A 25,565-nucleotide genomic window follows, 5' to 3' on the forward strand; every position below is an offset into this window, starting at 1 on the left:
GACGGTAGCCGCGTCAGGGTAGGATGTTCTCTGGTCCTCCGGGACCGCCCGGAGGATTCGCCTAGTGGCCTATGGCGCACGCTTGGAAAGCGTGTTGGGGATGAAACCCCTCGGGGGTTCGAATCCCCCATCCTCCGCACCTGCGATCCCAGTATTTTCAAGGGATCGCGACCCGTTCGAAATCTCGTGGCACAGTTCGTGGCACAGTTATCGTTCACTTTCGGTCTCCGAGAGGCCCGGAATTCCGCGGATCTCGACCAGGCTGATGCGCCGGTTGCGACATGACTGCCTCATGTCACAACCGGCGCTAGCGGTTTTCGGACACTCATCCGATCGTGGCGCGACGCTCGACACGCCCGAGAAGCACGAAATCTCACGTGTCCGGGCAGCACGGAGCGAGATGACAAACCCTGCCGTTGCGCCCTCCGACCGCCAGAGCGTAGCGGACCGGGGCAGTTGCGTGTCCGCCGTTCGCTCTTTGCAGACTCCACTCTCCGCTGCGCTCCGAGCTCCGCTTAGCAACCGCTCACAACGGACACTTCACCGCCCCCGCCCGCTGGGTCAGCTGATTGTCGGAGGGATGCCAGAGCTTGAGCTCGCTCAGACCGGCTGCTCGAGCCCCGCGGGCGCGAGGAGCGCCCCCACGAGGTCTGCGGCACCGCGTTGCAGCGTCTTTACCGCGTGCGAGTACGTGTTCAGGGTCGTCTGGATGTCCGCGTGCCCGAGCCGCTCCGACACGATCTTGGGATGCACGCCTGCGCGCAGCAGCAGTGTCGCGTGGGTGTGACGCAGCTCGTGTAGGTGCAGCGCATCGAGATCCGGATGCGCCTCGACCGCCTTGGCGACCCGCTCCCGCCACTGGCGGGAGAACTGCGTCGGATTGTGCGGCTCCCCATAGCGATTGCAGAAAATCAGGTGTTCGCCTCGGGCATGCTCCGGAGAGACGGCACGGAGCATCTCGTGCTTCGCGCGGAACGCTTCCGCGAGGCGGGCGTCGATGTCGACGTTGCGAACACGCCCGCTCTTCGTCGCACGGAAGTCGATCACGGGCCTGCTGCCGGCTTCCTTCACGTACGACATGGCGCGGGCGATCGTGATCACGTTGTTGTCGAGATCGAGGTCCTTCCATCGGAGGCCAAGGATTTCGCCACGCCGCATCCCGGTGCCGAGAAGCGTCAGCCAGGCCAGCCACAGGTAGTCCCCCGACGATTCGGACCAATCGAGGAAGAGCCGTGCATCCTCTGCCGACCAAGTCGTCATCTCCGGTGGTGCGGCCTCGAGCTTCGTCGGCGGCGACGCACGCTTCGCGGGGTTGAAGCGGATCAACCCATCCTCGAGCGCGTGCTGCAGGACCTGCGAGATCAGCACATGGACGTGCCTGACCGTCGCAGCGCCCAGAGACTCCCCGATGTGACCGCGATCCTTCCGGCCGGTCTGCTCGAGCTGCCGATAGAAGCGGTTCAGCTGGTCCTTGGTTATGTCGGCGATGGGCGAGCGACCGACCGACGACGGAAGCACATGGACACGGAAGTGCTTGCGGTAGCCGGCGAGGGTCGTCGGGCGCACGCGAAGCGAATCGAGGTATTTCTCCGCATAGGCGTTGAAGGTCTCGCGCGTCTCGTCGACGTGGACGCCGCGACGAATGTCGACCTGCACCTCGACGAGTGCGTTGAGCGCGTCTCGCTCGGTGGCGAACCCGCGTCGGAATCGGCGGACGGAGTCTCCATCGGGACGCTCCACCCAGTAGGCGACTCGGTATCTCGTCTCCCCCGACTGCGTCGTATACGACGAGACTGTGCCGTCCTGATTCGATCGCCGCGGCATCCGTCTTCCTTTCAGCCGATCGTCGGACCGCCGGGAGCCGGCGTGTTGATCATCGGCCCCGTCGCCGACGGGTCAGGGAGGTCCACTCCCGGCGCGAGACCCGCAAGACGGGCTCGGTTCATCAGCCGAGTCGCAGTGCTCTGACTGACCCCGAGGCAGTCGGCGACCGCCCTCAACGGTGGCAGATTGATGGCGGCCGCGAGCCTGTACGTCGTAGACGCGTCCACCACGCTCGCCGTGAGGTCGCGCCCCTCGCGTGTGCGCATGCGCCGAATGTAGTCCCCGCCCGAACAGATCACATGGTCGGGCTCCTCAACTGTGGAAACTCTCAAGCCACTGACCTGAAGGGCAGTCTGCACGCGGACCTCCCGCAAGGTGAGGCTCGTCACCTCGTCGCCCTCGCCGCTCCGGCTCACACTGACCTCCGTCGCCACGATCCGACTGAGGCGCGGGTCGTACGCGGCGCGGACGCGGATCTCGCCGGGCACGTCGGGCTCACTCCTCAAGACGACCGTCCAGCTCGCCGGGACGCTGACGCCGTTGCCCACCACGACGCGCTCATCGCTGACGTCCACGTTCTCGAGGTCCACCATGCCCGCCAGTATCGCAGGCAGGAATTCGCTGAACAAGGTACGACATGACGCATTCATGTCGTGACTGGCTCAGGGAAGTGCTACGGTGTGCGCGTGTGATGACATTGGTGGCTCACGAAGGAGATGCAGATGAACCGCTCACCGAACTCACTCGCTCTCACGTACAAGGACGCGGCCGATTTGGTCGGCGTCGAGTACCGCACCATCAAGCTCGGCGTGGAGCGCGGCACGATCCCCACGGTGCAGCTCGGACCGCGCCGGATGATCCCCCGCGCGGCGCTGCTCCGAGTCTTCGGCGTCGAGCCCTGAGCCGCAGCCTCACCTGATCGTCATGGTCGACGCTCGCCTCCCCGCCGAGTGGCTGGGGAGCATCCGCATCGACAATCTCAGCGACCGCGCGTTCCGGGTGCTCGCCGGCGCCCTGATGTGGTGCAACGGCCAGGGAACGGACGGCGTGGTGCCGGCCCGGTACTCGAAGTATCTCCATCCCGACGGTGACGACCCCGCCGCATTCGACGAGCTCGAGCGCGCCGGCCTCTGGGAGCACGTGGACGACGGCTACCGCCTCGTCGGCTGGACGACTGCTCTCCGGCAGTCGACTGCAGAGGAAGTCGAGCGCTACCGCGAGGGCGCCCGACGGCGGCAGAAGGAGTATCGCGAACGCCAGCGGGCGATGACCGCTGCCACTCCCCCGCCGCGAGCGATCGGCGCGCTGCATCCCGGGGACGTGACGCATAACGGAGCGCGTGACGTGACGGCGAACGTAGGCTCAGGCTCCCTAATCGAACCCGGGAAGAAGACGAGAGCCTACGCGACGCGTGAGACGACGGCCCACGTCACGCATAACGCCGACTCGCCATTCTGCGCGAATCACCCAGAGGGCACCTTGGAGCCCTGCGGTGCGTGCGCTCGCGCCAGGACGGCGCTGGAGGCCCGTGAGAACCGACTGTCGATCGGCGGCTGGGACTGCACGGTCGACGGTCACAAGCTCGTCACCGACGGCACGTGTGCAGTGTGCGCGTTCCGCCCAGATCGCTCTGTCGCGTAGTACGCCTCAGGCCGTCATGCAGGGTTGTCCTCTCGTGGGCAACGGTCGACCTGGCTGCGCCCGAGCGGCGACAGGCCAGAGCGTATGATCGCGGCATGCTCCAACCAGAGTCCGAGTTCGCGGGAATGACCGTGAACGAACGGTTGGTCGTCGCCGGTCTTGCTGAGAAATGGGACGCGGCGGTCGCTGGTCGTCGAGCGGACGCCGCGATCGATCTCCTCCGCCAGGTTGGACTCGACAGCCAGGGCGCGACGATCGTCGACGTTGTGCTCGCCAATCCGTCAAAGTATGGGTTTCCGGCGCCGCAGTAGCGCGACTCATGTGCCGCCAGAGCGCATTGACAGTCGGTCATGACCAGCGCGCTGTTGGCTCTAGATCGCGTGGCGTAGCCCTTCGCTCAGTCGAGCGATCGCCGATGCTACGGCTGGGGTACCGGCGTCCTGAAAGGCGCCCATTCCGCCGCTGTACATGCGGAGACCATCTCGAGCCGCAGCCCGGAGGTCGTCAGGGTTGACGATGTCTGTGAACCGCCGCTCGAGTTGCTCCGCGGATCGACGCCGTTGCACATCTTCGTCGTGGACGGCAGCGGAGTGAAGCTGCTCGATGGCCCTTCTGATCTCTTCGACACTGTCAGCGACGGACGGCATAGCCCGACCCTAGTCGTTGGTCCCTCGCGAGTAGGACAGGGACTGAATGCCCGCCGTCGGACGTGCGCATGCCGGTCGTTTCGCGGGCACAGAGTCGGCGATCGAGCGGAGCTATTTCTTAAGCGCGGCGGGAATGTTGGGTGCCGGCTCGGGCGGCACCAAGGCACCTGGTCCGCGATCGACCGGGACGGCAAGGTGTTCCCGGGGAAGCCACGACGGTGTCTCCACCGCAGGTCTCGGTTTGCGCCGGCTAAACCAGTTGCGGCGTCCGCCAGGTGAGCTGGGCTCCGGCGCATCGAGGGCGGCAGTCGCACGCCGGCGACACGAGCGGAAGCCGGTCCGCATGATCCGGGGATCGTTCCGGCGTAGTTACCCTCGGGGAATGGACAGGACGACGACGTCGCCGGCATTGTCGATTGGCGCCGTTCTCGGCGACTCGGACACCGAGAGCATGGCGTGGAAACGGTCGATCAGCGAGCTTGGCAAGCAAGTGATCCTCCTGCGTGAGGGCCGTTCGAGTCCGCTCAACCTCAACGCCGTGTTTCACGTGGATGGAAAGTCGGCGCCAAACGACTTCATCGGGGTCCGCACTGGTCGCTTCAGCAAAGCCACGTCCCATCTAATGGTGCAGGCGGCCGTTCCTCCCGGTCCCGTCGCCGACCGGCGTGACGTGCTTCTTCGTCTTCTCAGTGAAGCTGTGAGCGGGGCAGAGTCGTTCGCCCGCAGACGCCACATCGCCGACGAACTCACCGCAATCCAAGCGATCCTCGCCGACCTGAAGGTTCTCACGTAGCACTGTGGCGAGGTGCGCGATACAGTGCTCGATCTGACGACCTCAAGGCCTACTCGTCGTCAATTGTCACAGTGCCGATTCGAGTTCCGGCCGGCAGCTCGCTCGCGCGGATGCGGATCTGACCAACGACGTCCCAGTAGACCGCGGTGTCGGTCAGCTCGAGATTGGAGACTTCGTCGACGCCGCCGAGGAACAGCGGTGTTCGGTAGCCGACGCTCTCGGTGAAGGCGGGCGCGCGGCCGCCTGACGCCTTCCACTCCATGAAGAAGGACTCGGCGAGAGCTGCATCCGGGTAGTCGACGATCTCCTCGTGGAAGAACTCGCTCAGTACGACGGGGATGGTGAGCACCTCACCAGTGCCCGGCTCGAGCATCAAGATCACCCCGGAGTGAGAGTCATCAGCCGATTCGAGGTCTATGGAGAACTGGCGGCCTAACCAGTCGAACGCGAAGCACCGGACCCGCCTCGAGAATTCGGGGAACGCTGCACGCACGAAGATGTCCGCCGCTTGTGCAGAGTAGCCAGTGTGGAGCCGCAGCAATCCGTTACCGATGGATGTTCCGCCGCCTGTGCGGAGCAGCGCGTCGACATCCTGCAGCTCGAGCAAATTAACGGGACGATCGGACCCGACGCGTGCGATCAGTTGATCGAGCACTGCACGTGAATCCCATCAGGAGCTTGCATGCCCCGAAGCTACCGGAAGCTTCCGCGATCGTTGCATCCCAAAGTGGGTGGCCGGCCACGCGCACGTAGCCGCGAGGCCGACGCTCGACTGTGTGGCGCTCGCTGGTTTGAGATAGCCCGGCCAGTGATGTGCGCGATGGTGGTGCGCCGTAACCGAACGGGGCCGACGTCGGAGGGGGCACGCGCCGACTCAACCGACGCCGCACCGACGAATTCCCCTACCAAGGCGAGGCTCGACGACCAGAGACCGAAGAGCCAGGGCCTAGGACCCAGGCCCCACCCAGGACGAAGAAGACCAACAAGACGACGAAGACGAAGAGTAAGAGGAAGAGGAAGAGGATCAGGAAGACCGAGACGAAGGACCGACGAGAACCAAGAGACGATCGAGAACCAAGAGGCAATGCACGCAGGCACTATTCAGTGGCACGCTCGGATCCCTTGAAAACGCTGGGCACGCGTGACAACCTGGTTACATGGCCCGCGGGCGCCGGAACTCCAAGCGCGAGGCCGCTGGAGCGCGCCAGCTCGCGGCGCTCGAACACGCGCAGTACGAATTACTCGCGGCTGACGAACGGGCGGCTACAGACCGCCGACTAACACGCAAGTGGCGCGACACCCGCGCCGGGCTGGATCGCCTTGGCGCACTAAGCCGTGACCTTGAGAAACTCCACCATGAGGAGGCAAGGCTTCTACGTGAACGAGATGAGCTCGTGACCTGGCTACGCGGCCGGGGCCAAAGCTGGGTCGCCTTGACCTCGCGGACGAAGCTGAGCCGGCAAGCGCTGATGAAGCGTACTTCCCTCCCTGGGAAGTCGAACAGTAAGCGGCCTGGACGTGGGACTGAAGCACCATCCACGTGAATCGCCCCACGTTCGGCCCAAACCATCCGCGCGCCACGTGCATCACCGCTCAGTACACCCCGAACATCGCCCGCCCATGACTCTGTGGTGCGACCGGCTCCACGTTGTTATCGTTGTCGGAAGGTGCACATAAAGTGCATGTTGTGAATCGGGGATCAGTGAGCATCGAGCCGACGGCAAACGCGACTTCGGATCTCGTCGGCGGGCTTCCGCCCGCAGACAGATCGCTACTGGTCAAAGCTCCACTCGAACTCGCAGTGGTCGAGGTCAGATTCGTCGCGGCGACCGAGGACGTGCCAGCGTCCTTTGCCTCAGCTGCGCAATCAGTGCTGAACAAGGCAACCGGGCTTGACTTCACATCGATCGAGGCGGCGACGCAGGGAGCGGTGCAGGTCAACTTCGGAGCGAGCGGGCCGACGTGGCAGGGATCTCAGACCCGAGGCTGGCAAATCGCGACTAAGGGCGGAGCGCAGAGCGTGACTCTGTTGCCCGGGAGCGTGATCGTCCAAACGAGTGACTACGAACGTTGGGGCACGAGTTTGAAGACGCCGCTCGATGCTTTGTTGGACGTGCTGAGCAAGCATTTGAAGCCGACCCTTCTGCAGCGAGTTGGTCTTCGATACGTCGACCGATTCCAGCAGCGCGATTGCGCCTCGCCTTCAGACTGGAGAGACCGCATCGCTCCCTCACTGATCGGTCCGGCTCTCAACCCCGTGTTCGGACACCTCGTAACTGGCGCGCAACAGCACATAGACATCTCGCTCGACCGTCACCATGCGGCAGTCCTGCGTCACGGCCCCACCACCAACGAGGCCAGCCGGGCGGTCGATTACGTGATCGATCTCGACGTGTTCAATCATGTGGCCGGCGCTTTCGATGCGAATGAGATCGTCGCATCCGCCGAACGTTTGAACCGAACAGCGCTCAGCTTGTTTCAAGCATGTGTGACATCGGACTATCTTCAGGAGTTGCAAGGGAAGGAGCAGAGCTAATGTCGAGCACGATTGCAATCGAACCCTTCACTGATGGGACGCCGCGCTTCATTCCAACATCGCCTCAGCGAGAGTCAGATGCGCCTCAAGATGATGTCACGCCAGTGGCGGCCGCGTTCACACCGCCCGCACTGCGCAGCGCCTTCGAGCTCTTCTCGGCAAACCTCGACCCGGTGCACAGCAGCGAGGTCATTCGAGTCGTTGTGAGTGCTACAGGTCAGCAACTCGTCAACTTTTCCCACACAGCACTGAAGAACGTGCTGTTTGTCGTCAACGTCGAGCCGCGGAGCGTTGACCCCGAGGAAATTTCGCGAGGATCAGCCGACCCCGTTTCGACATTCCTCAGGATCGCGGACGAGCTGGGCCTCAGTCAGCGCGAAATGTTCACCGCCACCGGCATCCGCAAACGCACATTCCACTCTTGGCGTGGGAAATCCGCAGCCACCCGTCCGCGCTTGTCGAGCGCAAAGGAACTTTGGAGGCTCGCCGACACAATCGAAGAGCTTCGCTCAATAGTCGACCGTCCTCTCGGGGAGTGGCTGAATGCATCGCGTGAGCGCCGCAGCGCCCTGCTCGAACGACGGTGGGATGATCTGATCGACTTGGCGATTGGCGTCCAGAAGCGAGAGTCGAAGGAAATCGGCGACGTCAGGTTTGCGGGTGTCGGCGGTGACGTTGAGATGCCGATCGTTCGCTCTGCTGAGAGACCCACTCCACGCGTCGTGAGGCGAGGCCAGCATCCTTGACTATCGACGACCTCATACCTGCGACCTGGCCGGCCGACGCCGGTGGTGCCCTCTCGCTCTGGAGGCAGGGGCATCTCGTGGCGGCAGACCTCGGGACGTGGATTGTTCAGTCCGGCGTGGACGATCCGGTCACTGGCGCGAATGCAGTTGAAGATGCGTCGGGGTTTGCGGCGGTGGCCGGCGAGTTATCCGACACCGGGCACTTGGCGGTGATCTCGCAAACTTGCGACATCGCACTGACGGGTCCAGGGAAGCGTCATCCTTTGGTGCAGGTGTGTCCGGTGCGCGACGTTGGCGCTGCCTTCAGCGGCGAGAAGTTGGAACAGATCAAGCGGGGTGAAGTGGGCGAGTACGTCTACCTGACCGCTGCGCCGATCGATACGGCCGATTGGGCGATTGATCTTCGGGCTAGCTTTCCGATTAGTAAGGGTGTTCTTTTGACGACGGTGCCCGTGGAGGGGTTCGCCAATGAGGAAGATGAACTAGCACTCGCTCAGCGCATCGGAGTCAAGTTCCGCCGTCCTGCGCTTCACGATGCAGTTGCCGACCTCATCGTGAACGCGTTCAACAGCGCCATCGGCAGAGCAAAGGGCACCGCTGTTTGGTGTGACGATGTTGAGCAGATCAGGCTCGAGATCCTGAGAGGATCCCGTCTATCTCCCCAATTGGTGCGCGCGGTGGTGGTGACTGATACGAAGTTCGATCCCTCGTGGCGGACGCCTCTGCGTGATGTCTGGAAGGCGCAACGCAAGTTGCTGCAGGCGCACGGCATCGCGCAGGCTGCCATCGCGTTTCGCACACTCGCCGAATGGGATATTCGCGACTACCGTGCGAGCATCCCGCTCAACGTCCCCGCTCTCGGGCGAGGAAGTTTCGAATAGCTCACGAGGTGCAACTGGCGATCGACGCAGCCCATATATCGGCCGCCCGGAGGCCGGAACACTGCCCTCGGCCGATCATCAACAACCGCAGCACCTCACGATCGGCATGGGCGCGGCGCGGCTCAGCGGCGATGCTAAGTCTGGCTCTCAGGACTGATACGAAACGCCCGAGACCTGCGTGAGCGAGCTACGCGTAGCGACCCGTCTGTCGACGGACGCTCGTGGCACAGTTATGGCACATTAACCGGCGACACGCCGTGCAGATCGATGCAGGAACATGCTGGCGGCCATGAGTCGAGGCATCCTGAAAACCGCGGAATTACGCGGCAAAACGGCCCATACGCGCCTCAGAAAATGAGAGTTCGAATCCCCCATCCTCCGCCATATCGATCTTCGAGTCACTCGCCGCCGTGCGCCGGCAGCAGCTCGGCCAGCAGGCGCTCGACGCGCGCCCGGATCTCGTCGCGGATCGGGCGCACCGCCTCGATCCCCTGGCCGGCCGGGTCGTCGAGCTCCCAGTCCTCGTAGCGCTTGCCGGGGAAGATGGGGCACGCGTCTCCGCAGCCCATGGTGATGACGACATCCGACTCCTTGACGGCGTCCACTGTCAGCACCTTGGGGGTGTTCCCCGCGATGTCGATGCCCTCTTCCCCCATCGCATCGATGGCCACCGGATTGATGACCTCCTTCGGGGCCGACCCGGCCGAGAGCACCTCGACATCGTCGCCGGCAAGAGCGCGCAGGTAGCCCGCGGCCATCTGGGATCGACCGGCGTTGTGCACGCAGACGAACAGGACGGTGGGCTTGTCGGTCATCGGGTCTCGCTTTCCTCGCGAAAAGCATAGACCAACATCTATTGATTAGAGGAAGCGGTCTCGCTGCTGACGAGCACATCCGCCAGGAGCCCGCGCACGCGGGTCTCGATGTCATCCCGGATGAGCCGGATCCGCTCCGCCGGCTTGCCCACCGGGTCTTCCAGCTCCCAGTCCAGGTACCGCCGACCGGGGTAGATCGGACAGGCGTCGCCGCAACCCATCGTGACGACGACGTCGGCGGCACGGACGATGTCGTCGGTCAGCGGCTTCGGAAACTCGCCGCCGAGGGGAACGCCTATCTCGTCGAGCGTCGCGACGATGCTGGTGCGCACATCGCCCGCGGGCGCTGAGCCGGCGGTCCAGACCGTCACGCGATCCCCCGCGAGCTGACGGAGGATCCCGGCGGCGATCTGAGAGCGACCGGCGTTCTGCACACACACGAAGAGGATCGTCGAAGTGCCGCTCGGGCGCGCTCGGGCACCCCCGAGCGCGGTGAGCCGCGCCGCCGCGAAGGCCGCCGTCCGGCTGGCGAGCAGCGGCGACTCCGACCGACTCGCGAGCAGCTCGTAGCTCTCGACGACCTTGGCGCGGACCGTCTCGGGGCGGAACACGCCGCGGAATCGCTGGGCAAGATCGACCACGATGCGATCGAGATCCGGGGGCGGCGCACCCTGCTCGACGGTGCCGAGGAGCGCATCGACGCGCTCGGCATGATCGTCTGCGATCGAGTACCAGACGCGACGACCGTCCGGCTCACGCACCACGACACCGTCCTCGCGGAGCGCCTTCATGTGATGGCTCACGGTGGGCTGGCGGAGGGCGAGTTCGTTCGCCAGGTCGCCGACCAGCATCCGACCGTCGTCGGATTCGCGGATGAGGCGAAGGATCCGCGCCCGCGTTGGATCACCCACAGAGGTGAGAGCCGTCGCTTGACCCATAGATCGCAGTCTATCTCTGCAAAGAAGCGGTGGCCGATGCCCAGGGCGGTCAGCGGCTCGCGTCATCAATCGTCAGACTCGGCCAGCCCGCTCACTGCGGCGCTCGATCAGGATCGTGTCTCGCCAGGTTCCGGCGTGCGGTCCGACACCGGCCCGGGCGATCCTCTCACGCCGCCCCACCACGCGGAATCCGGCAGCTTCGTGGAGCCGCAGGCTCGCAGTGTTCTCGGGGAAGATGCTCGACTGGATCGTCCAGACACCGGCATCCTCGGCGGCGGCGATGAACTCTCCCAGCAGGAGTCGTCCGAGGCCATGGCCCCGTGCGGCGCGATCCACGTAGACGGAATGCTCCACGACGCCCCGGTAGGCGGGGCGGGACGACACCGGGGACGCCGCCACCCAGCCGCGCACCGTGCCGTCGTCGTCGGCCGCGACCAAGCGCAGACCCGGCAGCTTGCCCGAGTCGAACGCGTCCCACGAGGGTGTGGCGACCTCGAAGGTCGCCTCTCCGTCCTCAATCCCCTGCGCGTAGATCCGCTCGACCACAGGCCAGTCGGCCTGTTCCATGACGCGCACCCGGGTCATGAGCAGCAGGAACCACCGCTGGCGGCATCCGTCGAGCAGACGCCCGTGGCGGGGAGCACCAGCTCGACGTTCGCGGCCGACGCCGTGTCGCCGGCGAGCCACGCCGTCACCGAGCGGACCTGCTCGTAGCCGGTGGCGAGCAGGAAGGTCGGCGCGCGACCGTACGACTTCATGCCGACGATGAAGAACCCCTGCTCCGGGTGGGTCAGTTCGCGGAACCCGTGCGGCTCCACCGTCCCGCAGGAGTGGACATTGGGGTCGATCAGCGGCGCGAGGCGCTTGGGCGCTTCGACGATCTCGTCGAGCTCCAGCCGGATCTCGCGCAGCATATCGAGGTTCGGGCGGAATCCCGTGGCGTTGACGACGACGTCGGTGTCGTGGGCGACGACCTCGCCGCCGCGGTGTCCGACCAGTTCCACGGCGTCGCCGACGCGGCGGGCCCGGATGATCTCGAAGCCATCGACGACCGTGATGTCTCCGCGCTGGACGGCGCGGTCGACCCGGCTGCCGAGGTCCGCGCGGCCGACGAGCTCGTCGTCAGAGGACGACGACACCCGCACGGCCTTCGTGTTGCGGATCAGCCAGCTGACGGTCGTCCCGGCCTCCTCACGCGCGAGCTTCACCAGCGCGAGGAGGGTGTTCGCGGCGGAGTGCCCGGCGCCGACGACGGTCACCCGTCGCCCCGCGAACACGGCGCGATCCCGCCCCAGGACATCCGGCAGGGCCGCGGTCACGCGGTCGGCGATCTCACTCATGCCCAGCAGCTCGAGCCCGCTGGACGACAGCGAGTTCGGCGAGAGGTAGGTACCGGATGCGTCGATCACGGCGCGGGCTACGATGTCTTCGACCTCGCCATCGGCGGTGCGCACCCGCAGTGAGAAGGGGGTCGCGGCGCGACGGGCCGTACGAGTGCGGTCCATGCCATCTTTCGTGACGCCGACCACTTCCGCACCCGTGCGGATGTGCGGCGCGATCTCTTCCAGCGCGGCGAGCGGCGCGACGTACTTCTCGACGAGCTCGGCACCCGACGGTGCACGCTCGGGGTCGGGCAGCACCCACCCCTGCTGCTCCAGCAGGCGACGGGATGCCGGGTCGACGAGGTGCTTCCACGGCGAGAAGAGCCGCGTGTGCCCCCACGAGCGCACGCTGGCCGCAACCTCTTCGCCTGCCTCGAAGATCAGGAAGTCGATGCCGCGCTCGACGAGGTTGGCGGCGGCCGCCAGCCCGATGGGTCCGGCACCGATGATCGCGACGGGCAGTGTCGTCATGCGGCTCGTGTCGGCGACGCGGGGAGTCAGGTCGAGCAGGGTCACAGCATCCTCCAGTGATATCGATGAACTTCGATGTCTGATTCTGCAACGCTCTATCGACACCTGTCAATATCGACTATTGTCGATATATGACCACGATGCTCGACGTGACCGACATCACCGCCGGCGCGTGCTGTGCGCCCTTGGTTCGCGAACCGCTGACGGCGGAAGAGGCGGATCGGCTCGCGGCGACGATGAAGGCCCTGGCAGATCCGACTCGCCTGCGTCTGCTGTCGATCGTCGCGGCATCGGAGGGCGCCGAGGCATGCGTGTGCGACCTGATCGAGCCTGTCGGCCTGAGCCAGCCGACCGTTTCGCACCACCTCAAGATCCTCACGAACGCGGGGTTCCTGACCCGGAGCAAGCGGGGCACGTGGGCGTACTTCACGCTCGTCCCGGGCGCGCTCGACCGCGTGTCCCAGCTGCTCGTCGCCTCGTGACCGACCCCATCCGCGCTGCCGCGGGAGAGTTCCTCGGCAGCGCAGGACTCGCCGCGGTCGTCATCGGGTCGGGAATCGCCGCTCAGCAGCTCTCCCCCACGGATGTCGGGCTGCAGCTCTTCGAGAACGCGTTCGCGACCGCCCTCGGTCTCGCGGTGCTGATCCTCGTCTTCGCCACAGTGTCGGGCTCGCACTTCAACCCCGTGGTCTCGCTGGTCGACATCGCCCTTCATCGAAAGAACTGGGCAACGGCAGCCGTTTATCTGCCGATGCAGACCCTCGGATGCATCGCCGGCGCGATTCTCGCGAACGTGATGTTCGCAGTGCCTCCAGTCGCATGGAGCGCGACAGAGCGGGCCGACGGCCCGCGGCTGCTCTCGGAGGTCGTCGCGACGGCGGGCCTCGTGTTCTTGATCTTCGCGCTCGTGCGCACGGGACGATCCCACCTCGCGGCACCGGCGGTGGGCGCGTACATCGGCTCCGCCTACTTCTTCACGTCGTCCACGAGCTTCGCGAACCCCGCCATCACGGTGGCCCGCATGTTCACCGACACGTTCGCCGGCATCGCGCCCTCGTCGGTGTTGCCGTTCATCGCCGCACAGGTCGCCGGCGCGGCGATCGGCTACGTCGCCGTTCGCGGACTCTTCCCTACCACCGCCGCCGTATCGGCGTGACGCGCGACCGACTGCTCCCGGTCGACGGAGCGGCCTGACGGCGCTCGCACGCGTTCAGGTCACTGCCCGAGGTCCCAAGCTTGCCGACATGAAGTCAGCAACATCACGCAGGGCGATCCGGCCGATCAGGAGAGGATGCCGGCGGTGAGCATGCGGAACACCCTGTCAGCCACCGCCTCAGCATCGACCCCCTCCGAGACCTGCTTGACCGCCGCCCCCAGCACGCCGTTCACGAGCGGGATGGTCGATCGAAGATCCTCGACTCCGGCATCCCTCAGCACGCTCATGAGGGGCAGCAGCAGCGCATCGTGCAACGCGAGAACATCCTCCATGCGCTGCGGCGAGATCTCGGCCTGCTGCAGCACCGTCGCGAGCCCATGCTTGCCGTCGGCACTCATCGCCATCGTCGCATCGATATAGCGACGCAACCGCGGAAGGCCCGGCTCCGCACCGGCGAGCTGCACCTCGAGATCCCGGGCCCACTCGTCGAACGCGTTGACGGCGATGGCGACCACGAGATCGTCCCGCGATGCGAAGTACTCGTAGAAGCTGGACCGGGCCAGCCCCGCGCGCGCGGTGACGGCGGCCGGCTTCAGAGCGTCGACACCCTCGTCCGTCACGATCTGCGCCGCCGCCCGCAGCAGCGCGGCACGCTGAGAGGCGCGATGCTCTGCCACGGTCGGAGCGGAGATCTTCGGCATCCCGCCATCATCCCACGCGGCACCGGACGCGCCCCGGCCACTCTCAGAATCTTACCGACGTTGTGTCGGTATGATGCGAGCATGTCATCCACTCGCCGCTGGCTCGGCCTCGTCGTCATCGGCATCGCCGTGTCGCTCATCATCGTCGACACCACCGTCGTCAACGTGGCGATCCCCGCGATCGTCGACGACCTCGGCATCACATCCACCCAGGTGCAGTGGGTCCAGGAGTCCTACACCCTGGTCTTCGCCGCCCTCCTGATCGCGTTCGGCACGCTCGGGGACCGGATCGGACGACGCCTGCTGATGATGATCGGTGTCGCGGTCTTCACGACCGCTTCGATCGCCGCCGGCCTCTCGCCCGACGGTGCCACCCTCATCGCCGCACGGGTCGCGCAAGGCGTCGGCGGAGCGATGGTGCTGCCCGGCACGATGTCGCTCATCAACGCCGGCTTCCGCGGGCGCGACCGGACCATCGCCTTCGCGATCTGGGGATCGATCATCGGAGGCATGGCCGCACTCGGACCACTGCTGGGCGGCTGGCTGATCACCGACTTCTCGTGGCGCTGGGCATTCGGCGTCAATGTGCCCTTCGGCCTCTTCGTCCTCATCGCGGGGGCGTTCACCATCCGCGAGTCGAAGTCCGAACACCCCGAGAGGTTCGACCTCCTGGGCGCGTTGCTCGGCGTGCTCGCCATCGGGCTGCTCGTGTTCACCCTGATCGAGGGCAGGACGCTCGGCTGGATCACCGTGAACGACCCGGTGACCATCGGCGACTGGACCTGGCCGTGGCACCTCTCCCCCACCCTGCTGCTGCTCGTCGTCGCCGTCGTCGCCCTGGTCTGCTTCCTACTGTGGGAGCGACGCCGTGAACGCCTCGGCAGATCCACCCTCCTGCCGCTCGGGCTGTTCTCGCTCACCAGCTTCCGCAACGGCAACCTCGTCGCCATGATCGTGAGTCTCGGCGAGCTCGGCCTGCTGTTCGTCCTTCCGATGTGGATGCAGAACGTGCTCGGCTACGACGCCCTCCAGGCGGGCCTCGCCCTGGTCTCGCTGGCGGTCGGCTCCTTCCTGGCCACGGGGGTGGTGAGCGGCCTCGCGCGTCGCATGAGCCCGGTCGGGATGCTGCGGCTCGGCGTCGCCCTGGAGCTGATCGGCGTGCTTGTGCTCGGAGTGCTGCTGGGCACCGACACCGGGTGGCCGGTCATCGCGGGGCTGCTCTTCGTCTACGGCCTCGGCATCGGCCTGGCGAGCTCGCAGGTGACCAACGTGGTTCTCGCCGACGTGCCCGTCGATCGGAGCGGACAGGCGTCGGGCACCCAGAGCACCGCCCGGCAGGTCGGCTCCGCGCTCGGTGTCGCCATCCTCGGCACCGTGCTGTTCAGCGCTCTGGGAACGAACCTCGACAGCCGGCTGCAGGGCGTGCCCGCCGATCAGCGCGACCAGATCGTCGCCGCTGTCACCGACAGCGCCGGTGCCGCGATCCCCGCCCTGCGCGGGAACGATGCGACCGCTGAGATCGGCGATGTCGCTGCGGAGAGCTTCACGACAGCGAGCTCCTACGCGGCCTACACCGCCGCCGGATTCCTCGCGATCGCGCTGGCCGCGTCGACCACGCTGAAGTCGCGGCGCGAATCCGAGGCGTCGGAGGTGGACGTCCTGGCGGCGAGCGCAGCCGACTGATCCGGGGGTCTCGGGCTATCAGGGCAGCCCGGCGGGCTTCGTCCGCACGGGGCCCATCCAGCTCGCGACGAGGCCGGCGGTGATCGACCCGCACGCCATGATCCCCGCCAGCACGATGATCTGGAACCGCCCGGCCTCCAGCGGCGAGATCCCGCCGAAGATCGCGCCGACGAACGCACCGGGAAGCACCACGAGCCCCGTGGTCTTCGTCTGATCGATGCTCGGGATGAGGGCATCCCGGATCGCGCGGCGGGCGAGCTGCACGGTCGAGGCGCGGGGCGTGGCGCCGAGGGCGAGCCACCCCTCCACCTCGTCCCAGTGGTCGACCACGGCGGTGGTGAACATCCGGCCCGTCAATGTGGCGACGCTCATGGCGTTGCCGATGATGATCGCGCCGATCGCCAGGGCGTACCGCGGGGTGAACTCCAACGCGCCGGTGGCGAAGACGACGACCAGCGTCACCGCCACCCCCGCCGCGATCGAGGACGACATCGTCGCCGCCGCACGCCACGACCAGCCGATGCGTCCGGATGCGACGCAGAAGGCGATCGTGAACATGACGATCAGCACCACGAGGATCCAGGCCGGATCGCTGATCACGCCGGTGAGGATCACGCTGATCGCCGCGAGCTGGACTGCACCCCGCCCGATGGCGGCGGCGGGCGCGAACCTCCCGGGGACGCGGAAGGCGAAGAGCGTCACCGTGGCGACCAGGGTCAGCACGAGGATCCCGACCAGCGACGGCAGGAACTCGAACAGGATCTCCACACGCGGAGCCTACTCACCCGTGCCCGGACCCTCCCGTCGCACGTTACGGTCAGAGGCGTGGCGAGAACCGATCTGCGACCGTCGAGCCTGGCGCCGCTGTACCTCGCGGGGTTCACGACGGCCTTCGGCGCACACGGGGTCGCGAGCGTGCTCGGGTCCGAGTCCGACGACATCGGCCTCTCGCTGCTCGGCCTCGGCGCCGTGCTCGCCCTGTACGACGTCGCCGAGGTGTTCCTGAAGCCGATCTTCGGCGCGCTGAGCGACCGGATCGGCGCCAAACCAGTCATCGTCGGCGGGCTTCTCGGGTTCGTCGGGGCATCCCTCATCGCGCTCATCAGCCCCACCCCCCTGGTGCTGGCCATCGCCCGCCTCGGTCAGGGCGCCGCGGCCTCCGCGTTCTCGCCGGCGTCGTCCGCGGCCGTCGCCAGGCTCGCCGGCAAGGAGCGGCTCGGCCGGTACTTCGGCCGGTACGGGGCGTGGAAGAGCCTCGGCTACGTGCTCGGCCCGCTGATCGGCGTCGCGCTCGCCTACACGCTCGGCATCCCATCGCTGTACGTCGCGTTGGGGGCACTCGCGGCGGGGGCGGCGATCTGGGTGCTGTTCGCGATGCCGGCGCTGCCTGTGGTGCCGCGCCCCCGGTACACCCTCCTCGACCTCGTCCGGCAGACCACGGAGCGCAGCTTCCTCGTGCCTACGCTGCTGCTGGCGACCAGCACGGCCGTCCTCGGAGTCGCTGTCGGATTCCTTCCGCTGCTCGCGACCCGCCTCGACCTGCACCCGCTGGCCGGTGCCGCCGCAGTCGCCGTCCTGGCGCTCGTCTCCACCGCCCTGCAGCCGCTCATCGGGCCGCTGCGGGACGCCGGGCGCATCACCACCCGCGCCGGCGCCGCGATCGGCCTTGCCGTCGCCGCGGCCGCGACCGTCGGGCTCGCGCTCGCGCCGGCGGTCGTCACGCTGTTCGCCGCCGCCGTCGCCTATGGCGCCATGGTCGGCACGGTGACTCCACTCGCGTTCGCGCACCTCGCCGCGGCGACGCCCGAGGAGCGGATGGGCCGCACGATGGGCAACGCCGAGCTCGGCCGGGAGCTCGGCGACGCCGGCGGTCCGCTGCTCGTGGGCGCCGTCGCCACCGCGTGGACGCTCCCCGCCGCGCTGCTCGTCCTCGCCGGCGTCACCGCCGGATCGGGGGCTGTGGGCTGGGCAGCGCTTGGCAGGCGATCAGGCGCAGACGGTCAGTGAATCCCGAGGGCGTCCGCGGCGTACTCGATCCGGTTCCCGCCCGCGCCCTTGGCCCTGTACATGGCGACGTCGGCCAGGCGGATGAGCCGTTCCACCGAGACAGCTGTGCCGGGCAGCGCGACGGCGACGCCGATGCTCGCTCCCATCGGCCTGGCGTCGTCCGGTGAATCTCGGATCGCCAGAAGGATCCTCTCGGCGACCACCGAGGCGTCGGAGGGGTCGCTGATGGGGCAGACGACGACGAACTCGTCCCCTCCGTAGCGCGCCACGAGGTCGTCAGGGCGCAGCGAGGATCTCAGTCGCCGCGCGGCCTCGCGGAGCACCCTGTCGCCTTCCTGATGCCCCAACCGGTCGTTGATCTCCTTGAACCCATCGAGATCGATGAACAATGCGGCGTGCCCGGCAGGACCGACGATCTTGCCCATCTGCATCTCCAGCAGGCGCCGGTTGGGCAGGTCCGTCATCTCGTCGTGGAGGGCGGCGTGGGCGAGCCGCGCCTGCAGGCGCAGTGTGGCCAGAGCCTGTGCGGCCTGTCCGGCGAGGGCTTCCGCGAGCGGGGCGGCCTCGTCGTCGAAGATCCTCTCGTGATGGAACCAGCTGACGAACGAGCCGAACTCGAAGTCCTCGTGGTGGAGCGACGTCGAGATCAGCGCTCGCAGTCCGGCCTTTTGCATGGCAGCCGCGAGCCCGGGCAGCAGCCGCTCCGCGGACTCCTCATCGGCGATGGTGACCACCCGCCGTTCCGTGGAGTTCATCGAGAGCAGCGCGTCGACGTCGAAGTGGTCGCTCAGCGGATTCCGGCCGGCCGCCGCCAGCGAGGGCCGGTCGGCCTGCCGGAGGAACACGCTCGACTCTTCGGCGCGGTAGGCCCGGGAGGTGGTGTCGGCGAGGACATCCGCGAGGCGCTGCTCGGTGGCCGCGGTCGCGAAGGCGACCGACGAGTCCATGAGCAGCTCCAGGCGCGCCCGTGTGCGATCCGCGAGCATGTACCGCTGACGCAGGCCCGCGAGCAGACGGAACCGTTCGGACGCCTCGGTGAGCACCAGCATCTCGCCGTCGCCGTCTCGATGCCGGCTCATCATCAACGCTCGTTGCTGCGTGGCGGAATCCAGCATCATCCAGGGGCCGGTCCCCTCCGCGGTAGGGAAGAAGTCTCCGTCCGCGTGAACGAGGAAGGCGTCCAACGGTCGGCCGATGACCTCATCGGCGGCGCAGCCGACCCACTCCACGAACCAGGGGTTCGCCCGGGAGACCACGCCGCGGTGATCGGTGTGCACCACACCCAGCGGCAGCGTCTCGAATTCGCCCACCGGCCGCCTCCATCCTCGAGCATCGACGCGAGACCACACGCAAGGACTCGAGCCGATCCTGCTCCATGGCAGACGCTTTGGGCAATCGTCGGCGCTCCCGACACGCCCGTGGAGGCGGATGCGGCGAGATGCCGTGCCGCCGCGAGCAGCATGCCTCAGCTCGACGGCGACGGTGACGGCGTCGGGTCCTGCGACGGCGGCTGGGCGAGCTCTTCGAGTGCCTTCTCGAGCGCGCTGACCGTAGCCGCATCAACGGCACCGGTCGGCTCGACCCCGAGCTTCGTCTGCAGCTCGACCACGGCATCCGTGAGCTCGGGCGTCCATACCCCGTCCACCGGCCCGTCCCAGAACCCGAGCAGCTTGAGGGTGTGCTGCACCGCCGCGGTGCTCGCGATCGACTCCTGCACCGCCGCGCCGCCGAGCGCCGCGAGATCGGCCTGGAGCGCGGCCGCGGTCGCGTCGTCGACGGTTCCCGTCACCGGCAGTCCGTGGATGCTCTGAAGACTCTCGACCGCACCGACGGTCTCGGGGCCGTACACGCCGTCGACCGCCCCCGCGTAGTACCCGGCATCCGCCAGATCCTGCTGCAGCGCCGACGTGTACGCGCTGACCGCCTGCTGGGCCTGAAGCACCTGGTCGTCGGCGATGCATCCCGCGTCGGCGTACAGCCGCATCCACGAGAACTCGAGGGCGACGACAGCGCTGTTGAACCGCTCGGATGCATCGGCCAACGGGGTGTCGTCGGTGATCGCGCCCTGTGCGTCGGCGAAGTCCGACTCGGCCTGTTCGACACGTTGGACGACGGCGTCGGGCACCGCCTGCGTGGGGGCCGGCTGCGGCGTGACCGCGGATGGGGTGCCCGTCGGCCCGGCCTCGGCCTGCTCGAGCGCCGCCTGCGCGTCGGCGAGCTCCGCCTGCGCTACTGCGACCTGCTGGCGGGCGTCGATCGCGGTCTGTGCACCGTCGAAGGCGTCCTCCCGGGGCTGCGCCAGGTCGGCGCCTGCGGCGCGGACGTCGCCGACCGTCGGCTGCGTCTCGTGGAGCACGTCGCCGTAGCGGTCGAGAGCGAGGATGTAGTCCTTGCTCGCATCGCAGAAGGCGTTCGCCGCGTCGGCGGCATCCTGCTCCGCCTGGGTGAGCGCCTTCTCCTTCGCGGCGACGCGGGACTGGGCACGATCGACGGGCGACGTCTCGCCCGCACAGCCGCTGAGGCCGATCGCGAGGACCACCGTTCCTATCACCGCGCCTGTCGTGAGCGTCCATCTCTTCACCGGCTCGTTCCCCACAGCGTCCTCCCTCGCGGCACCGTGGCGCACACGCTACTCGGCGGTCACGCGCGGCGGCTCACCCGCTGGGGATGATGTGGGCCCGCTCTCTGGACTGGCTCGCGGATCCCACCGCTGACGGCCTTCGCCCGAAGAAGTTGCGACCGGCCGTTGCGCAGTGTCGGAGGCCCCTGCGAAGGTGCTGTGCGAGGCAGGAGGCGGACGATGGCGACACTCGGCAACATCACGTTCTACGCGGATGACCCCCGCGCGCTCGCGCACTTCTGGTCGGCGGTGTTCGGCTATCCGGCTGCGGAGTGGGAGGACCCGTTGCGCCAGGAGCTGCTCGACTCCGGGCTGACGGCGGACGATCTCGACAGACGCGCACTCGCGGAGGATCCGGAGGGGGTCGGGCCGCGACTGTTCTTCCACCACGCCGATGGCCCCAAGGCCGGGCGCAACCGCATCCATCTCGACGTCAACGTGCCCCGCGACCCCGACGACCCTCGCACGCACAAAGAGATCCTCGACGCCGAGAAGGACCGGCTCGTCGGATTGGGGGCCAGCGTCGTCCGCGTGGTCGATCAGCAGTGGGGTCCCTGGCCCGAGTACTACTTCCAGCTGCAGGATCCCGAGGGCAACGAGTTCTGCCTGCAGTGAGGGGGTGATCCTGCCTCCCGCTGCGGGCGCTCATGACTCGAGGTGAAAGGATCGAGGCATGAGTGCACGCACCCCGCAGCCCGTCGCGTACCAGCGCAATGCGCTCGCCCCGGGGATTCTGGCGGCGATCGCTCTGTTCCTCGCACCGCTGCTGATCGGCAACGACTGGTTCCTGCTCATCCGCTTCGTGGTCGCCATCTTCGCGGTCATCGTCGGATGGTTCGCGATCCAGGCCAAGCAGTGGTGGTGGCTGCCGGTGTTCGCCGCGATCGCCGTCATCTGGAACCCGATCTATCCGTTCGAGTTCAGCGGCCCGGTGTGGGTCGCCGCGCAGCCGATCGCGGCGGTCGTGTTCCTGGTCGCAGGCGGCCTCATCAAGTACCAGCCGCCCGCCGACGGACCCAAGAAGCGCTGACGCACGACTACCCTGCGAGCCGACCAGCGAGTTCAGAACAGGGCCGGGTCGGGCTCAGGAGACCCTCGACGACGTCACGCCGACCCCGCCGGAGCCTGACGTCGCCGGCGCGCTCTATGCTCGCGCTGTGAGCACGTTCGACGTCGATGAGCTCGCGCAGCTGCGACCGCGGCTGCTCGCGTTCTGCTACCAGATGCTCGGCTCGCCGTTCGAGGCGGAGGATGCCGTCCAGGACGCGATGGAGCGCGCCTGGAGGGCGCGTGCCTCGTTCGATCCGACGCGGGCGACCCTCGCCACGTGGGCGTTCCGCATCGCCCGCAACGTGTGCGTGGACCGGCTGCGTGAGACGCCGCGCCGCCCGCTCCCCCGCGACCTGCAGGCACCTGGCATCGAGGTCGGCGCGCCGCTGGTCCCCGCGTTCGACGTGCCGTGGCTGATGCCGGCGCCGACCGGCTGGGTGGCGGCATCCGAGGTCGAGGCGGCGGCGGAGCGGCGCAGCGACGTCCGCCTCGCCGTCACAGCCATGCTGCAGTCCCTGTCGCCGCTGCAGCGGGGTGCGTACGTGCTGCGCGACCTGATCGGCCTGTCGGCGGCCGAGACGGCGGCGGTGCTGGAGGTGTCGGTCGCTTCGGCCAACTCCGCGCTGCAGCGCGCCCGTGCGGCGATCTCTGCCGGCACCCGGCGTCCGCACGACCTCGCACCGTCGGCCGTCGAGGGGTACGCGCGGGCGATCGAGCGGGCCGATGTCGCGGCGCTGGCGGCCCTCGTGTCGGACGACCTCGTGTTCGAGATGCCCCCGGTGCCCGCATGGTCGACGGGCCGCGACACCTACCGCGCTTTCATGGCGGACTTCTTCGCACGTCGCGGGACGTCGTGGCGGACGACCCCCGTCTCGGCGAACGGCCAGCGCGGCATCCTGCTCTCGCGCCTCACGCCGGACGGTGCGCAGCCGCATACCGTCCAGCTGTTCGACGGCGACGCATCGGGCGCGATCCGGCACGTGCTCGTGTACCAGGATCCGCGCCTGTTCGCGCTGCTGGAGAACGAATCCGCCGCGGTGCGATGAGTTCGCGGCATCCCATCCGTATATGCCTGTGAACCCGCCGGAGCGGGCGAACGAGGAGGACGACATGGGACGACTGATCGTCGTGCAGTACATCACCCTGGACGGGGTGGTCGAGGATCCGGACGGCCGCGGTGGCACACCCTTCGGCGGGTGGGCGATGGCCTACGGGCCGGAAGGGGTGGCGGGCGACAAGTTCCGGCTCGGCGACATCTACGACACCGGGGTGCTGCTGTTCGGGCGCCGCACGTGGGACCACTTCTCGAAGCTGTGGCCGACACGCGACAACGTGTTCGCGCAAGCGATGAACCGGGCAGAGAAGGCGGTCGTGACGAGCCGTCCGTTTCCGGACGACGTGTGGGAGAACTCGCACGCCCTGTCGGGCGACCTGGTCGACTGGGCGTCGGCGACGGTCGCGCAACGCGATGTCGTGGTGATCGGCAGCCACTCGGTGGTGACGGCGCTGCGCGAGGCCGACCTCATCGACGAGTACCGCCTGATCACCTTCCCGACGGCCGTCGGCGAGGGCCGCCGCCTGTTCGGGGATGCCGTGCAGCTCGATCTGGTGTCGTCGGAGCTCACGGGACCGGCGAGCCTCACCGTGCACCGGACGCGCCGGGCGGCGTGAGCAGGCTGCGCCGCGGGCTCGGGGTCAGGCTCCGAGTCCGCGGCGCAGCGCCGCCAGGCCGTAGTCGAAGGCTGCGTCGACGTCGCCGCCGAGGCGGAACGACCCGGCGAGCTCCATCTGCACGAACCCGGTGACCCACGCGGTCACGAGGCGTGCGGCATCCAGGGCGTGTTCCTCTCCCGCCAGCTCGCCCGCGCTGCGCACGATCATGAGCCCCGCGCGATCGAGCGACTCCCGCGGCGCCGTGCCGCCGAACATCAGGCGGAACCCTTCGGGCCGGTCGTGCGCGAAGGCGCGGTAGGCGCGCGCGAGGCCTTCGAGGGAGCGATCGGATGCCTCCAGCCGCCCGGTCAGGTCGGCCACGGTCGCCTCGGCGACGGCTGCGACGAGGGCGTCGCGGTCGCGCACACGCTTGTAGAGAGAGGGCGCCCGCACGCCTACCTGCTGGGCGACGCGCTGCATCGTGAGCCCTGTGAGCCCCGCGTCCTCGAGCAGGTCGCGCGCGGCGGCGATGATCTCGGCGTTCGTCGTGCGCTCCGGCGTCGGCATGAGGCATCCTCTCGATGGCTATTGACAGTAGCCATCATAGCTACGTATCGTAGCCATGCCAATCCCCCGCGGCACCGACACCAGAAGGATCGTCATGAAGCTCGCACCCCACCTCCACCGCATCGGCAACGACATCGTCGCCGCCTACCTCATCGTGACCGACGAGGGCGTCACCGTCGTCGACGCCGGACTTCCCGGCCACTACGGCGATCTCGTCCGCGAGCTGAAGGTCCTCGGCCTCACCCCCGCCGACGTCAAGGGCGTCGTGCTCACCCACGGCGACAGCGACCACATCGGATTCGCCGAACGACTGCGCCGCGACCACGGCGTCCCGGTCTATGTGCACGAGGCCGACGCCGAGCGCGCCCGCACGGGAGAGAAGGGCAAGGTCGAGATGCCCCCCATGAAGCTCGGCCCCACCCTCGGGTTCTTCGGGTACGCCCTGCGCAAGCGCGCCATGCCGACGAAGTACGTGACCGAAGTGGTCGAGGTGCACGACGGCGACGTGCTCGACCTGCCCGGCTCGCCGGTGATCGTCGGGATGCCGGGGCACTCGGCCGGAAGCATCGCCGTCTATTCGGAGCTCGCCGACGCCGTGTTCGTCGGCGACGCGCTCACCACGCGCCACGTGCTGACCGGCCGCGCCGGGCTCCAGCCCGCCCCCTTCACCGACGACCCCGCCGAGGCGCTGGCCTCGCTCGACCGCCTCGCGGGGCTGCCGGCGTCGTGGGTGCTGCCCGGGCACGGCACGCCGTGGCGCGGCTCACCCGCCGACGTCGCGGCCGAGGTTCGTCAGGCCGCGGCCTGAGCGGTCGGACGTCGGGGGTGCGTCACGCACGTGACGCACCCCCGACCCAGGGTCAGACCGGACGCGCGGCGGCGAACAGGTTCGCGGGGTCGTAGTCGAGCTTCAACTGACGCAGGCGCGCCCGCGCCGCGCCGAACCCGAGGGCGCGGTCCGCGTCCGGCGCGTCGATGAAGGTGAGCGCCAGCGCGTCGGTGTGCCAGGCGGCCAGCGCTGCGACTGCCGCGCGCACGGCCGCCGTCGCCGCGGGTGCCGCCTCGGGCACCGGCACCATCGCGACCGCGTGCAGGGCGTACTGCCCCGCGAGCGAGGCGATCGCGCCGCCGGCCTCGGGGCGACGGTTCAGCGCGCCACCCAGGTGGCGCAGCTCGTGCACGAAGAGTCCCGGTTCGTCGGCGGCGGCCACGAACGCGTCGACCGCCTCGGCTGGCAGCTCGCCGAGCATCGCGTGCCACGTCGCCGACGGCGAGGGCTCGGGCGGGTCCATGTGCACCTGTACGAGTGCGGGCGCCGGGATGCGGGCGAAGGTGTCCATCTCGGGCTGCAGCGCGCGCAGCGGCTCGAGCAGAGCGGATGCCGCGGCATCCGTCTCTTCGATCGCCCCGTCGATCACCACGAGCGACCGGCCCGACAGGAACGGCGGCAGCTC

General features: G+C 68.0%; 28 protein-coding genes, 1 tRNA gene and 1 pseudogene. 17 read left to right on the forward strand and 13 right to left on the reverse strand.

Annotation, left to right across the window (positions count from 1 at the left end):
• The first annotated feature begins 50 nt into the window (after positions 1-50).
• Positions 51-137 (forward strand) — tRNA-Ser (locus tag ACTHNQ_RS05170).
• A gap of 463 nt (positions 138-600) precedes the next feature.
• Here ACTHNQ_RS05170 and ACTHNQ_RS05175 read toward each other — a convergent pair.
• Together ACTHNQ_RS05175 and ACTHNQ_RS05180 are read right to left on the reverse strand one after the other, a co-directional pair.
• Positions 601-1,824 carry a tyrosine-type recombinase/integrase gene (locus ACTHNQ_RS05175; RefSeq protein ID WP_440331702.1) on the reverse strand — a complete coding sequence of 408 codons (1,224 nt, stop codon included), beginning with the start codon at positions 1,822-1,824 and terminating at the stop codon, positions 601-603.
• Positions 1,825-1,835: 11 nt separating this feature from the next.
• Complete coding sequence (locus ACTHNQ_RS05180) at positions 1,836-2,417, reverse strand: hypothetical protein (RefSeq protein WP_440331704.1); 582 nt, start codon at positions 2,415-2,417, stop codon at positions 1,836-1,838.
• 129 nt (positions 2,418-2,546) lie between these two features.
• Here ACTHNQ_RS05180 and ACTHNQ_RS05185 point away from each other — a divergent pair, with 129 nt between their 5' ends.
• From ACTHNQ_RS05185 to ACTHNQ_RS05200, 4 genes are all read left to right on the forward strand, one after another.
• A complete protein-coding gene (locus ACTHNQ_RS05185) occupies positions 2,547-2,726 on the forward strand; it encodes a helix-turn-helix domain-containing protein (protein ID WP_440331706.1) in 180 nt (59 codons plus the stop codon).
• A gap of 22 nt (positions 2,727-2,748) precedes the next feature.
• On the forward strand, positions 2,749-3,465 hold the full coding sequence (locus tag ACTHNQ_RS05190) for a hypothetical protein (RefSeq protein WP_440331708.1): 717 nt from the start codon (positions 2,749-2,751) through the stop codon (positions 3,463-3,465).
• Between the two features lie 95 nt (positions 3,466-3,560).
• On the forward strand, positions 3,561-3,776 hold the full coding sequence (locus ACTHNQ_RS05195) for a hypothetical protein (RefSeq protein ID WP_440331710.1): 216 nt from the start codon (positions 3,561-3,563) through the stop codon (positions 3,774-3,776).
• A 718-nt stretch (positions 3,777-4,494) separates the two neighbouring features.
• A complete protein-coding gene (locus tag ACTHNQ_RS05200) occupies positions 4,495-4,905 on the forward strand; it encodes a hypothetical protein (RefSeq protein WP_440331712.1) in 411 nt (136 codons plus the stop codon).
• Between the two features lie 49 nt (positions 4,906-4,954).
• On the opposite strand, the gene ACTHNQ_RS05205 is transcribed toward ACTHNQ_RS05200, so the two are convergent.
• Positions 4,955-5,560 (reverse strand): hypothetical protein, encoded by a 606-nt coding sequence (locus ACTHNQ_RS05205; RefSeq protein ID WP_440331714.1) that lies wholly within the window; start codon positions 5,558-5,560, stop codon positions 4,955-4,957.
• Positions 5,561-6,607: 1,047 nt separating this feature from the next.
• Between ACTHNQ_RS05205 and ACTHNQ_RS05210 the strand changes: the two genes are divergently transcribed.
• From ACTHNQ_RS05210 to ACTHNQ_RS05220, 3 genes are all read left to right on the forward strand, one after another.
• The gene (locus tag ACTHNQ_RS05210) at positions 6,608-7,441 is read left to right on the forward strand and encodes a TIGR04255 family protein (RefSeq protein WP_440331716.1); all 834 of its coding nucleotides are present in this window, start codon (positions 6,608-6,610) and stop codon (positions 7,439-7,441) included.
• A complete protein-coding gene (locus tag ACTHNQ_RS05215; RefSeq protein ID WP_440331717.1) occupies positions 7,441-8,187 on the forward strand; it encodes a hypothetical protein in 747 nt (248 codons plus the stop codon). The genes ACTHNQ_RS05210 and ACTHNQ_RS05215 overlap by 1 nt, the downstream gene beginning before the upstream one ends.
• A gap of 77 nt (positions 8,188-8,264) precedes the next feature.
• Positions 8,265-9,068 (forward strand): hypothetical protein, encoded by an 804-nt coding sequence (locus tag ACTHNQ_RS05220; protein ID WP_440331719.1) that lies wholly within the window; start codon positions 8,265-8,267, stop codon positions 9,066-9,068.
• Positions 9,069-9,466: 398 nt separating this feature from the next.
• Here ACTHNQ_RS05220 and ACTHNQ_RS05225 read toward each other — a convergent pair whose 3' ends face one another.
• The 4 genes from ACTHNQ_RS05225 to ACTHNQ_RS05240 all read right to left on the reverse strand — a co-directional run bounded on the left by ACTHNQ_RS05225 (position 9,467) and on the right by ACTHNQ_RS05240 (position 12,719).
• Entirely contained in the window at positions 9,467-9,883 is a 417-nt protein-coding gene (locus ACTHNQ_RS05225) for an arsenate reductase ArsC (protein ID WP_440331720.1), read from the reverse strand.
• 38 nt (positions 9,884-9,921) lie between these two features.
• Positions 9,922-10,821, reverse strand: a complete 900-nt coding sequence (locus ACTHNQ_RS05230) for a metalloregulator ArsR/SmtB family transcription factor (RefSeq protein ID WP_440331722.1) — start codon at positions 10,819-10,821, stop codon at positions 9,922-9,924.
• Positions 10,822-10,893: 72 nt separating this feature from the next.
• A complete protein-coding gene (locus ACTHNQ_RS05235) occupies positions 10,894-11,406 on the reverse strand; it encodes an N-acetyltransferase family protein (RefSeq protein ID WP_440331724.1) in 513 nt (170 codons plus the stop codon).
• Complete coding sequence (locus tag ACTHNQ_RS05240) at positions 11,403-12,719, reverse strand: FAD-dependent oxidoreductase (RefSeq protein ID WP_440331725.1); 1,317 nt, start codon at positions 12,717-12,719, stop codon at positions 11,403-11,405. Before ACTHNQ_RS05240 ends, ACTHNQ_RS05235 begins: the two co-directional genes overlap by 4 nt.
• Positions 12,720-12,805: 86 nt before the next feature.
• Here ACTHNQ_RS05240 and ACTHNQ_RS05245 point away from each other — a divergent pair, with 86 nt between their 5' ends.
• The gene (locus ACTHNQ_RS05245) at positions 12,806-13,156 is read left to right on the forward strand and encodes a metalloregulator ArsR/SmtB family transcription factor (protein WP_440331727.1); all 351 of its coding nucleotides are present in this window, start codon (positions 12,806-12,808) and stop codon (positions 13,154-13,156) included.
• Positions 13,153-13,830 (forward strand): aquaporin, encoded by a 678-nt coding sequence (locus tag ACTHNQ_RS05250; RefSeq protein ID WP_440331729.1) that lies wholly within the window; start codon positions 13,153-13,155, stop codon positions 13,828-13,830. The genes ACTHNQ_RS05245 and ACTHNQ_RS05250 overlap by 4 nt, the downstream gene beginning before the upstream one ends.
• Positions 13,831-13,955: 125 nt before the next feature.
• On the opposite strand, the gene ACTHNQ_RS05255 is transcribed toward ACTHNQ_RS05250, so the two are convergent.
• Positions 13,956-14,531, reverse strand: coding sequence for a TetR/AcrR family transcriptional regulator (locus tag ACTHNQ_RS05255; protein WP_440331731.1), 576 nt, complete (start codon positions 14,529-14,531; stop codon positions 13,956-13,958).
• A gap of 81 nt (positions 14,532-14,612) precedes the next feature.
• On the opposite strand from ACTHNQ_RS05255, the gene ACTHNQ_RS05260 reads away from it, so the two are divergent.
• Positions 14,613-16,214: an MFS transporter gene (locus ACTHNQ_RS05260; RefSeq protein WP_440331733.1), complete on the forward strand. Its 1,602-nt coding sequence runs from the start codon at positions 14,613-14,615 to the stop codon at positions 16,212-16,214.
• A gap of 18 nt (positions 16,215-16,232) precedes the next feature.
• On the opposite strand, the gene ACTHNQ_RS05265 is transcribed toward ACTHNQ_RS05260, so the two are convergent.
• Positions 16,233-16,982 (reverse strand): ABC transporter permease, encoded by a 750-nt coding sequence (locus ACTHNQ_RS05265; protein ID WP_440331735.1) that lies wholly within the window; start codon positions 16,980-16,982, stop codon positions 16,233-16,235.
• 57 nt (positions 16,983-17,039) lie between these two features.
• Here ACTHNQ_RS05265 and ACTHNQ_RS05270 point away from each other — a divergent pair, with 57 nt between their 5' ends.
• Entirely contained in the window at positions 17,040-18,221 is a 1,182-nt protein-coding gene (locus ACTHNQ_RS05270; protein ID WP_440331737.1) for an MFS transporter, read from the forward strand.
• On the opposite strand, the gene ACTHNQ_RS05275 is transcribed toward ACTHNQ_RS05270, so the two are convergent.
• Together ACTHNQ_RS05275 and ACTHNQ_RS05280 are read right to left on the reverse strand one after the other, a co-directional pair.
• Complete coding sequence (locus ACTHNQ_RS05275) at positions 18,215-19,531, reverse strand: diguanylate cyclase (RefSeq protein WP_440331739.1); 1,317 nt, start codon at positions 19,529-19,531, stop codon at positions 18,215-18,217. The two genes, ACTHNQ_RS05270 and ACTHNQ_RS05275, sit on opposite strands and share 7 nt — an antisense overlap.
• A 155-nt stretch (positions 19,532-19,686) precedes the next feature.
• Positions 19,687-20,802: a peptidoglycan-binding domain-containing protein gene (locus tag ACTHNQ_RS05280; RefSeq protein WP_440331741.1), complete on the reverse strand. Its 1,116-nt coding sequence runs from the start codon at positions 20,800-20,802 to the stop codon at positions 19,687-19,689.
• Between the two features lie 219 nt (positions 20,803-21,021).
• On the opposite strand from ACTHNQ_RS05280, the gene ACTHNQ_RS05285 reads away from it, so the two are divergent.
• From ACTHNQ_RS05285 to ACTHNQ_RS05300, 4 genes are all read left to right on the forward strand, one after another.
• Positions 21,022-21,456 carry a VOC family protein gene (locus ACTHNQ_RS05285; RefSeq protein WP_440331743.1) on the forward strand — a complete coding sequence of 145 codons (435 nt, stop codon included), beginning with the start codon at positions 21,022-21,024 and terminating at the stop codon, positions 21,454-21,456.
• A gap of 58 nt (positions 21,457-21,514) precedes the next feature.
• Positions 21,515-21,871 (forward strand): DUF6804 family protein, encoded by a 357-nt coding sequence (locus tag ACTHNQ_RS05290; protein WP_440331745.1) that lies wholly within the window; start codon positions 21,515-21,517, stop codon positions 21,869-21,871.
• A gap of 127 nt (positions 21,872-21,998) precedes the next feature.
• The gene (locus ACTHNQ_RS05295) at positions 21,999-22,937 is read left to right on the forward strand and encodes an RNA polymerase subunit sigma-70 (protein WP_440331747.1); all 939 of its coding nucleotides are present in this window, start codon (positions 21,999-22,001) and stop codon (positions 22,935-22,937) included.
• 22 nt (positions 22,938-22,959) lie between these two features.
• Positions 22,960-23,562: a dihydrofolate reductase family protein gene (locus ACTHNQ_RS05300; RefSeq protein ID WP_440331749.1), complete on the forward strand. Its 603-nt coding sequence runs from the start codon at positions 22,960-22,962 to the stop codon at positions 23,560-23,562.
• Between the two features lie 24 nt (positions 23,563-23,586).
• Here ACTHNQ_RS05300 and ACTHNQ_RS05305 read toward each other — a convergent pair whose 3' ends face one another.
• The gene (locus ACTHNQ_RS05305; RefSeq protein ID WP_440331751.1) at positions 23,587-24,111 is read right to left on the reverse strand and encodes a TetR/AcrR family transcriptional regulator; all 525 of its coding nucleotides are present in this window, start codon (positions 24,109-24,111) and stop codon (positions 23,587-23,589) included.
• A gap of 94 nt (positions 24,112-24,205) precedes the next feature.
• Here ACTHNQ_RS05305 and ACTHNQ_RS05310 point away from each other — a divergent pair, with 94 nt between their 5' ends.
• Complete coding sequence (locus tag ACTHNQ_RS05310) at positions 24,206-24,919, forward strand: MBL fold metallo-hydrolase (RefSeq protein ID WP_440331753.1); 714 nt, start codon at positions 24,206-24,208, stop codon at positions 24,917-24,919.
• Positions 24,920-24,971: 52 nt separating this feature from the next.
• Here ACTHNQ_RS05310 and ACTHNQ_RS05315 read toward each other — a convergent pair.
• Positions 24,972-25,565, reverse strand: a pseudogene (locus tag ACTHNQ_RS05315) (FAD-linked oxidase); the annotation flags it as partial.

The sequence above is a fragment of the Microbacterium sp. genome, assembly GCF_051953575.1.
In the GTDB taxonomy this organism is placed as follows: domain Bacteria; phylum Actinomycetota; class Actinomycetes; order Actinomycetales; family Microbacteriaceae; genus Microbacterium.

Coding starts and splice junctions, on each gene's coding strand:
- ACTHNQ_RS05175 (WP_440331702.1), bottom strand. CDS start 1,824: ATGCCGCGGCGATCGAATCAGGACGGCACAGTCTCGTCGTATACGACG.
- ACTHNQ_RS05180 (WP_440331704.1), bottom strand. CDS start 2,417: ATGGTGGACCTCGAGAACGTGGACGTCAGCGATGAGCGCGTCGTGGTG.
- ACTHNQ_RS05185 (WP_440331706.1), top strand. CDS start 2,547: ATGAACCGCTCACCGAACTCACTCGCTCTCACGTACAAGGACGCGGCC.
- ACTHNQ_RS05190 (WP_440331708.1), top strand. CDS start 2,749: ATGGTCGACGCTCGCCTCCCCGCCGAGTGGCTGGGGAGCATCCGCATC.
- ACTHNQ_RS05195 (WP_440331710.1), top strand. CDS start 3,561: ATGCTCCAACCAGAGTCCGAGTTCGCGGGAATGACCGTGAACGAACGG.
- ACTHNQ_RS05200 (WP_440331712.1), top strand. CDS start 4,495: ATGGACAGGACGACGACGTCGCCGGCATTGTCGATTGGCGCCGTTCTC.
- ACTHNQ_RS05215 (WP_440331717.1), top strand. CDS start 7,441: ATGTCGAGCACGATTGCAATCGAACCCTTCACTGATGGGACGCCGCGC.
- ACTHNQ_RS05225 (WP_440331720.1), bottom strand. CDS start 9,883: ATGACCGACAAGCCCACCGTCCTGTTCGTCTGCGTGCACAACGCCGGT.
- ACTHNQ_RS05230 (WP_440331722.1), bottom strand. CDS start 10,821: ATGGGTCAAGCGACGGCTCTCACCTCTGTGGGTGATCCAACGCGGGCG.
- ACTHNQ_RS05235 (WP_440331724.1), bottom strand. CDS start 11,406: ATGACCCGGGTGCGCGTCATGGAACAGGCCGACTGGCCTGTGGTCGAG.
- ACTHNQ_RS05245 (WP_440331727.1), top strand. CDS start 12,806: ATGACCACGATGCTCGACGTGACCGACATCACCGCCGGCGCGTGCTGT.
- ACTHNQ_RS05255 (WP_440331731.1), bottom strand. CDS start 14,531: ATGCCGAAGATCTCCGCTCCGACCGTGGCAGAGCATCGCGCCTCTCAG.
- ACTHNQ_RS05260 (WP_440331733.1), top strand. CDS start 14,613: ATGTCATCCACTCGCCGCTGGCTCGGCCTCGTCGTCATCGGCATCGCC.
- ACTHNQ_RS05285 (WP_440331743.1), top strand. CDS start 21,022: ATGGCGACACTCGGCAACATCACGTTCTACGCGGATGACCCCCGCGCG.
- ACTHNQ_RS05290 (WP_440331745.1), top strand. CDS start 21,515: ATGAGTGCACGCACCCCGCAGCCCGTCGCGTACCAGCGCAATGCGCTC.
- ACTHNQ_RS05300 (WP_440331749.1), top strand. CDS start 22,960: ATGCCTGTGAACCCGCCGGAGCGGGCGAACGAGGAGGACGACATGGGA.
- ACTHNQ_RS05305 (WP_440331751.1), bottom strand. CDS start 24,111: ATGCCGACGCCGGAGCGCACGACGAACGCCGAGATCATCGCCGCCGCG.
- ACTHNQ_RS05310 (WP_440331753.1), top strand. CDS start 24,206: ATGAAGCTCGCACCCCACCTCCACCGCATCGGCAACGACATCGTCGCC.